Annotated in this window: 8 protein-coding genes; 6 read left to right on the forward strand and 2 right to left on the reverse strand. The window is 58.0% G+C overall.

What is annotated here, in order from left to right:
- Nucleotides 1-63 precede the first annotated feature (63 nt).
- Complete coding sequence (locus K1Y02_10620; GenBank protein MBX7256806.1) at nucleotides 64-1,245, reverse strand: VCBS repeat-containing protein; 1,182 nt, start codon at nucleotides 1,243-1,245, stop codon at nucleotides 64-66.
- A 404-nt stretch (nucleotides 1,246-1,649) separates the two neighbouring features.
- Here K1Y02_10620 and K1Y02_10625 point away from each other — a divergent pair, with 404 nt between their 5' ends.
- Nucleotides 1,650-3,212 carry a DoxX family protein gene (locus K1Y02_10625; protein ID MBX7256807.1) on the forward strand — a complete coding sequence of 521 codons (1,563 nt, stop codon included), beginning with the start codon at nucleotides 1,650-1,652 and terminating at the stop codon, nucleotides 3,210-3,212.
- 1 nt (nucleotide 3,213) lies between these two features.
- Here the strand turns inward: K1Y02_10625 and K1Y02_10630 are convergent, their stop codons facing one another.
- A complete protein-coding gene (locus tag K1Y02_10630) occupies nucleotides 3,214-5,379 on the reverse strand; it encodes a hypothetical protein (protein ID MBX7256808.1) in 2,166 nt (721 codons plus the stop codon).
- 289 nt (nucleotides 5,380-5,668) lie between these two features.
- Here K1Y02_10630 and K1Y02_10635 point away from each other — a divergent pair, with 289 nt between their 5' ends.
- The 5 genes from K1Y02_10635 to K1Y02_10655 all read left to right on the forward strand — a co-directional run.
- A complete protein-coding gene (locus K1Y02_10635; protein ID MBX7256809.1) occupies nucleotides 5,669-7,111 on the forward strand; it encodes a right-handed parallel beta-helix repeat-containing protein in 1,443 nt (480 codons plus the stop codon).
- Between the two features lie 216 nt (nucleotides 7,112-7,327).
- Entirely contained in the window at nucleotides 7,328-8,767 is a 1,440-nt protein-coding gene (locus tag K1Y02_10640) for an extracellular solute-binding protein (protein ID MBX7256810.1), read from the forward strand.
- Between the two features lie 134 nt (nucleotides 8,768-8,901).
- Entirely contained in the window at nucleotides 8,902-10,338 is a 1,437-nt protein-coding gene (locus tag K1Y02_10645; GenBank protein MBX7256811.1) for an extracellular solute-binding protein, read from the forward strand.
- Between the two features lie 59 nt (nucleotides 10,339-10,397).
- Complete coding sequence (locus tag K1Y02_10650) at nucleotides 10,398-10,613, forward strand: addiction module protein (protein ID MBX7256812.1); 216 nt, start codon at nucleotides 10,398-10,400, stop codon at nucleotides 10,611-10,613.
- A gap of 464 nt (nucleotides 10,614-11,077) precedes the next feature.
- On the forward strand, nucleotides 11,078-11,699 hold a 622-nt coding region (locus K1Y02_10655; protein ID MBX7256813.1), incomplete at its 3' end, for a sugar ABC transporter permease.

Raw genomic sequence — 11,699 nt, forward strand, 5'->3', positions numbered from 1 at the left:
GCGTCCAGGCACGGCACGCTCCTCTCGTGTATCCCTGCAATCTGCTGCGGCGCCGAAGACGGGCTATTTTGCAGTACCGTTTCCGAGCACGTTCTCGAACCACACTGGACCGCCCCACTTCCCAGTCACAACGATGTCCTTGTCGCCGTCGGCATCGAGGTCTGCAACCGCAATGTTCATTCCCGATCCGATGCCTTGGTCAAAGGTAATATTGTGCTTCGTCCACGACACATCCGGCTTACGCTTCAGGTCGTACCAGTAAACGCCCAACGGCTCGAATTCGCCAGGATCGCCCCCATTGTGGGCCATGAACCGTTTCCCGGCGATCAACTCCAACTCGTCGTCTGTATCCAGGTTCGCCAACGCCAGGCTGTGTACCTGCGACCACGACGTGTCGATCACGTGCCGTGTGAAAGCGATCTCTGCCCCTTCTTTCACCTGCTCGAACCAATAGAGCCCATAGTCGTGCGCTGCACTTCCAATCAAATCGGCTAGACCGTCCCCGTTCACGTCATACACCAGAATCTGCGCCATGTCGGTCGTGGGCTTACCGCGATTGCCGATATCGATGGGATGCTCCGTCCATGTGCCCGCGCGTGGATCCTCGGGGGCTTCGAACCACGCATCCGGCCGCACCAGATCCGGTCTTCCATCGCCGTTGATGTCGCCGCATCCCACGCCCCACGTCATTTCTTTTTCCGACACAACGTGTTTCGTCGGAACGCCATTCTTGACCTCATACCAAACCGTGTTGACAACTGCGGGCAGTATCTCTTGCGCCTTCCCGTCGCCATCCACGTCTTCAAGCTCGCCTGCCTCGTAGTTGCCGTTCTCCATGAACAACTTCCGCGTCCAAGTCCCGCCGGCAGGGCCAGGATTCTTCACCCAATCGCATTTCTTCTCGAACCACGTGCACGTCACCACATCCAGCCAGCCGTCGCCATCGACATCCAGTGGCACGTTCATGAAGTCATCTTGATACCCCTTGCCGTCCTCTCCAACCACGCCTCCCACGTCGCAAATCTTGACTGGCTTGAAGTCGGGCGCAAGATAGAGAAATGGCAACCCCACGATGTCGAGCTTGCCATCATTGTTGAAATCCCCCACGCAACACGCTTCGCTCCGGTGCGTCCCCACACGGTGAACCTTAAACGCGTCGCCTGACTGTCCCTCCGCGGAAATTCCCGAACCGGCGGCCATTACTACTGCCAATGCCATTGACCAGATCGCTCTCTTGACTTTCACGGCTGCTCTCCCCAGTACACTGTTCTCGCCATTGTACATATTCTTATACTCGAGAAGGCACACAACCTTGGACTACGGCCGCAGCGCCATAGCCGAATGTGCAATCCTCCTAAGAAACGGACCCTACAAATTGCTTTCGCCCTTACAGGGCTCACGTTGGGTAAGGGCTGGTACCTGGGGTTTCGATTCGCGTCGGTGACGCGAATCTCACCCCAGGCCAGAGTCCGCCGTGCCTGCGGCACTCAAGAGAAAAGGCCGTTCGCTTGGCTTCTGTTTCTATCACCAAAACTCGCGCTCGCGCGGTCCCCTGCTCAGAATGCCCGTTGTGCCAACCTGCAACTTGCGTTAGGATATCTTTCGCCAGAGAAGGCGACCAAGTAAATCGCCACAAAGGGGGGGGCAGCATGGCGACAGCGAAATCTACCGGCGAGTCAACACAACGCAGCGCCCCGCTGACATTGATGGTCACGCTGCTGCGCGTTCTTATTGGCTGGCATTTTCTTTACGAAGGCGTGGTGAAACTTGCCGCAGAGAAATGGAGTGCGGGCAGCTACCTCGCCAGTTCACGCGGATTCCTCTCCGGTTTCTATCATTGGTTGGCATCCGATCCCACGATCCTTCGCGTCACCGACCTCATGAATATGTGGGGCCTCACCCTGATCGGCGTGGCACTTATTCTTGGCCTTTTCACGCGCACCGCAAGCCTGTTTGGCGCGCTCCTCCTCGGGTTCTACTACATGGCCTACCCGCCGTTTGCGGGGCTCGACTTCGGCGCGCCGTCCGAAGGCCACTACCTCCTTGTAAACAAGACCTTGGTGGAAATGGTGGCCTTGCTCGCGTTGGCCTCCATTCGCCCCGGTATCCAGTTGGGCCTGGACCGAATTGTTCGCCTGATTGTGTCCAAGTTACGGCGTTCCTCGGGTACGGACTCGGCTTCCGCCGAATCGGCACCGCTCTCCACGCGACGCGAAGTACTCGCAGGTTTGGCAACGGCGCCGGTGCTCGGAGCCTTTGCGCTCACGTACAACCGCCAGAAAGAGCAGGAAGCAATCGACGCCATTTCCGGCGCGACTATCGTGCTGCGCGACACGAACCTCGCCCAATTGAAGGGGGCCTTGCCCAAGGGCGAAATCAGAGGAATGAAATTGAGCCGCCTGATTCTCGGCAACAACCTCATCGGCGGCTGGTCGCATTCTCGCGACCTGATCTACGTATCCGAATTGTTCAAGGCCTACAACAATGACCGCAAAGTCTTCGAAACGCTCATGCTCGCCGAGAAAGCGGGCATCGACACCATGGTCGTCGTCAACGCCCAATTCCCGCTGTTCAACCGGTATAAGCGGATCATGGGCGGCAAACTGCAAACGATCTGCCAGGTATTTCCCAAAGAAGACGATTTGTTTACAGACGCCGATAAGGCCATCGACTACGGCGTGACCACCCCGTATTTCCAAGGGGCCGTATCTGACCGTTTCGTTCAGAACGGCATGGTCGATAAGATCGGCGAAGTTGTCGAACACATCCGCAAGCAAGGCTATCCCGCGGGAATCGGCGCCCACTCGATTCAGGTGCCCATCGCTTGCCAGAAGGCAGGTATCATTCCCGATTACTACGTGAAGACCTGTCACCACGATCAATACTGGTCCGCGACGCCGCGCGAAAACCGCCAGGAATTCACCGTCGATCGGGCATGGTCCCCCGACCACAATCTGCCCCACGACAACATGTTCGACGTGTTTCCGGAGCAGACCATCGAGGTCATGAAAAGCATCGAAGTACCTTGGATCGCCTTCAAAGTGCTCGCGGGCGGCGCGATTCATCCCAAAGACGGGTTCAATTACGCTTTCAAAAACGGCGCGGATTTCCTGTGTGTCGGCATGTTCGACTTCCAGATCGTCGACGACGTCAACATCGCTATCGACACGCTGCGCCAATGCCAGGTTCGAGAGCGTCGCTGGATGGCGTAGACTACCGACTCGCCGATCCTTGATTCCGGTCCTTCCAAGGACGTCCATCATTCCAAGCCAATTGCTTCTTGACGGCGCGGAGGTGTTTGCCAATCTTGCTCGATAAGGTGGCGTCCCACAGCGATGTGTTCTGTTGGCGAAGGGCAAGCACCGCGCCCGTCCACGCGTTACCCCAGCCAGACTCGATGCACCACGCACCCCATCCGACATCGCCCGACGCCGACCAATAGTCCCAGCGCTTGAAGTCAAATGCGCGCAACCACGCGCCGCTGAGATACGGATACTTCTCCGACCGGGTCTGAATACGGCACAAGTATTCGGCGACTTTGTCCTCCGCCACCTTGAAGCGTGCGTCGCCCGTGGCCGCATAGGCTTCATGCAAAGCCAGGAATGCAAACGGCGTCGTATAGAGTTGGTCAGACGCCGGATCGCCGTTGACCTGTATCAGCGATGCCTCCGCCGTCCCGTATTCTTCGTTGGATTTCGACCAAGACCAATCGCTGGGCTTGTCGGCGCATTCCACGATTGCGCCGCACGGCTGGACCAATGCGAGAACGTCGTCCCCAAGCCGCGTCAACCATGCGCGATGCTCCGGAGTATCGTCCACGCGCACCAGCCACGCCAACGTCAACAACATTTTCGAGCGTTCCGCGCTGTTGCGCCAAAGCCATTTCTCCGGATACCCCTCCATCGTTTCGCGGATGGCCTCTTCCGTGCGTTCGATAAAGGGTTGGTAGTCCGTGCGCGCGTAGGCCCACAGGTAGCATGTCCAAAGATTGCACTCGAAATGTGGAGAAACGTTGACGGTCGGTTTGTCGTGATAGTAGCGCCAGCCGTGAAGCTCAAGCTGCGGCATATCGATGCGATCGCCGCGAAACCCCTTCGTCCCGGTTGTCCGCAGGTTGGCGAGCAACGCCCGCAACAACGGTTCGTCCCACCGATCCGTTTGCAGTGCCGCCGAGGCCGCCGCCGTCGCCAGAATCACCCGCGCATTATCGTCACCGTAGTTGGCCACTTCCCAAAGCGGCGAATAGAGTCCCCACGACACCAGCCCGTATGCCGGGTGTTTCGGATTCCCGCGCCCGCCCCCGCACATGCCCTGAGGCGAGTACACGAAATCGAGCAAATTCTGCGCGACCTCGCGGCTACGTTCTCCCTTGTTGAGCGCCGCATCGTACGCAAGCGTCATCGCTGCCTCCGTGTTGCAGTCGGCGCGGATCGGCAAACGTTGAACTTGAGAACCGTTCCACGAAATCGCCGATGCGTAGCCCTCTAGCATGCCCAGACTGCCGTCGCCAACCGGTTCCGCGTCTCCGGGCGTGAGAATGGTTTCGACGTTCTTGGTCAGTAGTTCGCGAATCTGCGGCAAACGCGATTCAGGGATAAGCAGTCGCGAACGATGAAACCACTGTGCCGATGCATCGAAGGCGGCCTTCTCGTAATCAGGCGGCAAGAGCTCCTTCGCTGCATACATGGGCCGCACGTCGGGCGTCCATGTCAGGTCTGTTGGCGTCGACTGTGTGAGCCATGCGAGGATCGATTCCCACACGACCTTCCAATCGGCGGTTGGCGCGAACCGTCCCGTGACAAAACCGCTGAGTTTTGTCGTCGCAACAAGGCATTGTTTTCCGGGAACCTCAAATAGAATCGGATAAAACTTCTCGGGCATGCCAAACACTGCCGTGTCGTATCCGGCTACGCGGGCCGCAACTAACCACGACTCCGGAGTCTTCGTCGGCAATAGCACGCACCCGTTGGCGGTGAGTATTCGCAACGCGGGCAATCGCTCACCAAACACCGCGCCCGTCGTGACAATACGTTCCCATTCCGTTGGCTGCGAAACCCCAAACTCAACACCAGGAACTGATTCTGGAAACTCGACATATACTCGCAGGTTCTTCGCCGCCGCCTTTTCGAATACGCCATCCGAGACAACCGTCCGGGTTTCGGGATATCCCTCCGAAAGCAGCAATACGGCCCCACCCTTACGCGCACGGTCTACCGCCGATTCCGCCGAGTCGCAACGCTCAAACGCACATCCCGAAGACCTCAATACCTTGCAGAGGTCATTGTCTTGTGCCCCCCACACCGTCAAAGCGACGCCCTCATCTGCAAGGCAGGTCCCACAGATACACGCAACGGTCAGAATCAAACGCGTCAACTTCATCGCGCTTCTCCCCCGGTCTAATACTTCTTCTGCCGGCCATTACCCAACGCAGCGTGACACAAGTCAGTCTACACGAGTTCCTTCCCTGCCAGGCAATTCCCCGTCAAATCTCCGGTTTCTTCGAACAGTACTCTCTGCGTTTTTGTGTTCTTTTGCGGCAAAACTTTCGGCACCTGTTTACCGTGGACAGCGTCATCTGCGGTTTGATAACGCGCGTATGCATCTGCTCCAATGAGTCCTGATTCACGAATGGGGGCTCCGCGATCCTCACGCAATGGAGGGAAATACCGTGTCCATAGCTCGTATTGGCCGCCTACTGTCGATCGCGGCGGCATGCATGCTTATCATCGGCCCGCTGTGCGCAGCCGAACCTGCACTCGAGGATCTCAAAGCGTTCGCCGACGGCAAACGTCCGGCCACAGCCGCGCTGCAAAAGCTGATCGACGAAAGTGACGGCGCCGTGACTTTCCCTGCGGGCACATTCCTGATTGACGCGCCGCTTCGTGTCGATCTGACAGTTCTCGGATTCCGCTCATTGCGCGGAGCGGAAGGCACAACGCGTCTACTAGCGGACCTCTCTGGACCCGCAATTCAGATCGTCGGCAGCCACAATGGGACAGCAGCCCCTGAATCGGTTGAGGAACACATCTGGGACAAAGAGCGCTTCCCGGTCATAAGCGGTTTGGAAATCGTCGGGAAACAAGAACAGGCCGACGGGATCGAGTTGGTCCGCACGATGAAATGCACGATCCGAAACGTGCTCATTCGCCGCTGCCGCTACGGCATCCACCTTGTTGAACGCAACCGCAACATCATCATTTCCGATTCGCACATCTACGATGGAACCGACACTGGCATCTTCCTCGATAACTGCAATCTCCACCAGATGAACATCACGGGGAACCACATCAGCTACAACAAACGCGCCGGTATCCGGCAGTTCAACGGCGATGTCCATAACGTGCAAATCGCCGGCAACGACATCGAATACAACTTTGGCAGCGAAGAAACCTCCGGGGAAATCGTGCTCGAATCGCCTGACAGCCTTATCAGCGAATACGCTATCACCGGCAACACCATTCAGGCCCGTCCCGAGAATCCCGGCGCGAATATCTACCTTGCGGGAAGCGAACAAAATGCACCCGGGGCCTCCCGCGTGATTGCCATCACCGGCAACATCATCGGTGACCGCGACAAGAACATCGTTCTCACGCGCACATCGAAGACGACCATCGCCGGCAATACCATCTACGGCGGCAATACCCTCAGCCTTCACTTCCAGCAATGTGCCAACATCGTGCTGAATGGCAACAACATCGGCACTCGCCCCTCCGCGCACGCGCAGCGCGACTCATACACCGACGGTATCTTGCTCGAGAACTGCGCCGACTGCCTCATTACGGATAACATCGTCAGCGAGCACCACCAGGGAGACGCAACGTCTGGCGGCGCCATCACCTTGGTCGATTCGCGACACTGCCGCGTTTCCGATTGCCAAATCCTCCGTCCCAAGTTTCGGGGCGTCCACCTTATCGGCGGTGTGGGCTGCGTCGTCTCCGACAACTCCATCACGGCCCCGGACTCCGGCGAGTTCGTTGCGGCCATCGCGGTCTCCGGCAAAGGCCGCGCGCACATGGTCCAGAACAATTGGATTGCGACCACACTTTCGATACCGGTCGTCATCGATGAAGGCACATGCACATTGCGCGAGAATACGACCGTCGCGCCTTAGAGGTTACGCACCGCTACAAGAATCAAAGAGTGGGCAATCGCACGCCTTCACTGCAGGCTAATTCGAGTTTCTTCGCCACGACTGCCACCTTCCGACAGTCTATGTATTCGGATTGGATTCTCTGATTCCAAATCCACCATACTTTCCTTCTCCGCCGACGGACTTTGCGCCGGCGGTATTTGTTGTATGGGCTCGTTTGCCGCAGGAGACCCCCGCTTGCGTAGAACCTATTTCATTTGGGCTTTAGGTGTGCTTGTTTGTGCCGCCGTGGCCATGCTGCTGCGCCCCTCGGAAGCCGGGTCGCCGGAAGAGCGCCAAGCCATCGAAGAAGGCCGCACGATCATTGTGTATTGGGATCGGCACTCCGGTCACGAGCACGCCATGCGCGCCGAGCTCATCCGGGAGTACAACAACACCCAAGGCAAAACCGACGGTGTTTACGTGCGCGCGTTGCCCATTGGCTTCTTCGCCCTCATGGAAAAGATGCTCACTTCGATTGCCGGGGGGTCGCCGCCCGACGTCTGCAGTATCGACACCAGCATTCTGATGCAGCTTGCAACCCAGGGGTGCTTCACGCCCTTGGGCGAATGGATGAAGACCGTCCCCGCCCTTCAAGAGGACCGGTTTCTGCGCCACACGTGGGAGATGGTCGCCTACGAAGGCTATGACGCCGCTCATCAGAACTGGGTCGACGACGTGTGGGGAATCCCCTCGACAACGGACTCTTATTGCCTTCTATGGAACAAGGACATCTTTCGCAGGGCTGGCCTTGATCCCAATACGCCGCCGAAAACGACACAGGAACTCGAGGAGTTTGCCGCCAAGCTCACCATTCGCAACGGCGCGGAGGTCACTCAGATTGGGTTTATCCCATGGTTTCCGTGGGACATTTCCCTGATGTGGGGCGGCATGTTCGGCGGCTCCTATTACGACCCGGAAACCGGACTTGCCACCTGCGGTTCCGACCCGGCCGTCATCGCGTCGCTCGCTTGGCAAGCCAAGTTCAGCATAGACCCAAACTCGGACAACAACGCGCCATTCGCGGTCGACGCGACCAAGTTTCAGTCGTTCGAGAAAATGGGCGCGTATCAAAGCGCCAACAACCCCTTCTACGCCGGGAAGGTCGCTATGATCGTGGAGGGTGAATGGCAAGCCACCTTCATCCCCCAATACGCAAAGCACCTCGATTGGGGCGTCGCGCCGATTCCGCAACCCGAAGGCGCGCCCCCACGCGCATACGGTCCCGCGTGCGTCTGCGACTCCGTCCCCGCGAGCGCCAAGCACAAGGAAGAAGCCTTCAAGTTCCTGAAGTGGTTCTACTCGCCGCGCCCTGGTGGCGGTTTCTCTCCCATCAGCGACTACAACTTCGCGATTCACAACATCCCATGCATCCGCGAAGAAGCCATGCAGGACCGGTTCATGAAGGACCCCAAATTCAGCGTCTTCGTCAACGAACTCCTCACCAAGCCCGAAATCGTCTCTCAACCCAACCTTCCGCAATCGCAGTTCTATCTCGACGAAATCGAACGCGGCCGCGAATTTGTCACCATGCACGAAAAGACCCCCGAGCAGTCGGCTAAAGACACCGAAACCCGCACAAACGAAGTGCTCGAAGACACCTACCGGCAAATGAAGGTGTTGAAGAAGGCAGATTAGCCCACAAAGCAATCCCATAGACTAAATTGGGCTCCTTGGAACCAGTGGGCTCCTTTCGCTCACTGGAATCTGTCCTCCCAGAACCACCATACTCATTGTCCGCACAAGTATTGCCGTTCCGGGGGGACTTTCACGTGCGAAAGACCTATGCCATTTGGGTGCTGGGTGCCATGCTCTGTCTGGGCATCATCGCTATTCTGCGCCCATCTGAAGCCGGCTCCCCGGAGGAACGCGCCGCACTCAATCAAGGCCGCACGGTAATCGTGTACTGGGATCGTCACTACGGACACGAGCACGCCATGCGCGCGAAGCTTATCGAGGAGTACAACACCACCCAAGGCATCGCCGACGGCGTCTATGTGCGCGCGCTCCCCATCGGCAACTCCGCGATTATGGAGAAACTGCTCACCGCCGTAGCCAGCGGTTCTCCGCCAGATGCGTGCAGCATCGACTCAGGCATTCTCATGCAGTTGGCCACCCAGGGGTGTTTCACGTCGCTCAGCGACTACGCAGACTCCATTCCCGCGCTGAAACAGGACCGCTTTCTTCCACACACCTGGGCCATGGTCTCTTTTGAGGGCTACAACTCCAATCGCCGCGCCTGGGTCGATGGCGTCTGGGGAATCCCCACCACCACCGAGGCCTACTGCCTGCTGTGGAACAAGGACGCCTTTCGCCGCGCTGGACTCGACCCCGAGCGTCCTCCAAGAACCATCCGCGAACTGGAGGAATACGCCGCCAGACTCACTATCCGCGAGGGTTCCGAGACTAAGCAGGTCGGTTTCGTGCCGTGGTTCCCGTGGGACATGACCCTCATGTGGGGCGGCCTGTTTGGCGGCACGTGGTACGACTCCAAGACCGGATATGCGACCTGCGCGAGTGACTCCAGTATCGTGGCGTCGCTCGCGTGGCAAGGCACATTCAGCGAGACCCCCAACTCCGCCACCAATGCCCCCTACGCCCTCGATTCCAGCAAGTTCCAGTCCTTCGAGAAGATGGGCGCGTACCAAAGCGCCAACAACCCCTTCTACGCGGGCAAAGTCGCCATGATCATCGAGGGTGAATGGCAAGTCACCTTCATCGAGAAATACGCCAGCCACCTCGATTGGGGCGTCGCGCCCATTCCTCAACCCGAAGACGCCCCGCCACGCGCCTACGGTCCCGCGTGCATCTGCGACGCCGTGCCCTCAAGCGCCAAACACAAAGACGAAGCCTTCAAGTTCCTGCGTTGGTTCTACGCGCCACGCTCAGAAACAGCCACATCGCCCTGCAGCGATTTCAACTACACCATCCACAACATCCCCTGCACCCGCGAGGAGGCCCTGCAAGACCGCTTCATGAAAGACCCCAAATTCAGCGTCTTCGTTAACGAACTCCTCACCAAACCCGAAATCGTCACCCACCCGCTGCTCCCCCAGCCTCAACTCTTCCTCGACGAAATCGAACGCGCCCGCGAATTCGTCATCCTCCACGAAAAGTCCCCCGAACAAGCCGCCCAGGAAATCGAGACCCGAACCAACGAAGTGCTCGGCGATACATACAGGCAAATGAAGAAGTTGACGCCAGAATAGTCCGGTGTTTTTGTCGGGAGGATCTTGTCCTTTAGTGTTGAACGTGCGACAATAATGGCATGTCCATACCAGCCCTAGATATTAACCGCCTCACGATAGACGAACGTCTACGCCTTATCGAAGACCTTTGGGAGAGCCTCGTATCGCGCCCAGACAGTATTCCCCTGACAGACTGCCAACGCAAAGAGTTGGATCGCCGTTTAGACAAGATGAATTGCGATGGTTCACCAGGGACTCCTTGGGAAGAGGTCATTTCCAACATCGCGCGAGATTAGTCTCGTCTCTGCCAAGTCTTCAATCACTGCGTCACCCACTCTGAATCAAATCCCGCGCTGGAATATCCCCCCCGGAATCCACCATACTTTCCCATCTCCGCCGGCGGGCATTCCGCCGGCGTGATTCATTGCACGGATGAATGTGCCGCAGGAGACCCCCGCTTGCGAAGTGCTTATCGGATAAAGAGATTGGGCGCCAGTGTGTGGCAGGCATCCTTGCCTGCCGCCCAAATGCCATTTGCAGCTAGTGTAGTGAATCGTATTTGGGACAACATATTGGAAAACCCAAGGAAAAGCTCAAAGCAGCGGAAAACAGGGACTGACACAAGCGTAGCGAAGCGGAGACGTGTCTGTCCCTGCTTTCCGTGTCCCTGCTTTCCGAAAAACGCAGGCTGCGATGCCTTTGACATGCGGAAACCGACGCAGCTTCCGCGCCCGCGTGAGTCTGCCAGGAGCGCCGCGCTATGACCAAGACGGAACGGCGCGACTTTCGGAACGGCGTACTTTTCGCCTCGCCCTACATTGTCGGCTTCTTAATGATCAGTCTTTACCCGCTGGCGATGACCGCCATCTACAGCCTCAGCGATTACGACGCCATCAAACCCATGGCGTGGGTCGGCATGGGCAACTACACGCGCCTGCTTGAAGATGACCGGTTTTGGATTGCTCTGAAGAATACACTCTACTTCACCATTGCGTCTGTCCCTGCGCGCCTTGCGCTGGCGCTCGTACTAGCCATGCTGCTGAGCCTCAAAATACGCGGGCAAGCGGTCTACCGCACGATCTTCTTCCTGCCTACTATCGTGCCGCTGGTGGTGTCGGCCGTTTTGTGGATGTGGGTGTTCAACCCGCAGAGTGGCTTGCTGAACGGCGCGCTGCAGCAAATCGGAATCTCCGACCCGCCGGGATGGCTCGCCGATCGCGCATGGGCGAAGCCCGCCCTGGTTCTGATGAGCCTATGGGGTATCGGAGGCTCCATGGTGATCTTCCTCGCGGGTCTGGCGGATGTCCCCCAGTCCTTATATGAAGTCGCCGATTTGGACGGTGCAGGCCCCCTTACCAAGTTTCGCCATGTGACCATCCCCA

This window comes from Candidatus Hydrogenedentota bacterium (assembly GCA_019695095.1).
Taxonomy (GTDB): domain Bacteria; phylum Hydrogenedentota; class Hydrogenedentia; order Hydrogenedentales; family SLHB01; genus JAIBAQ01.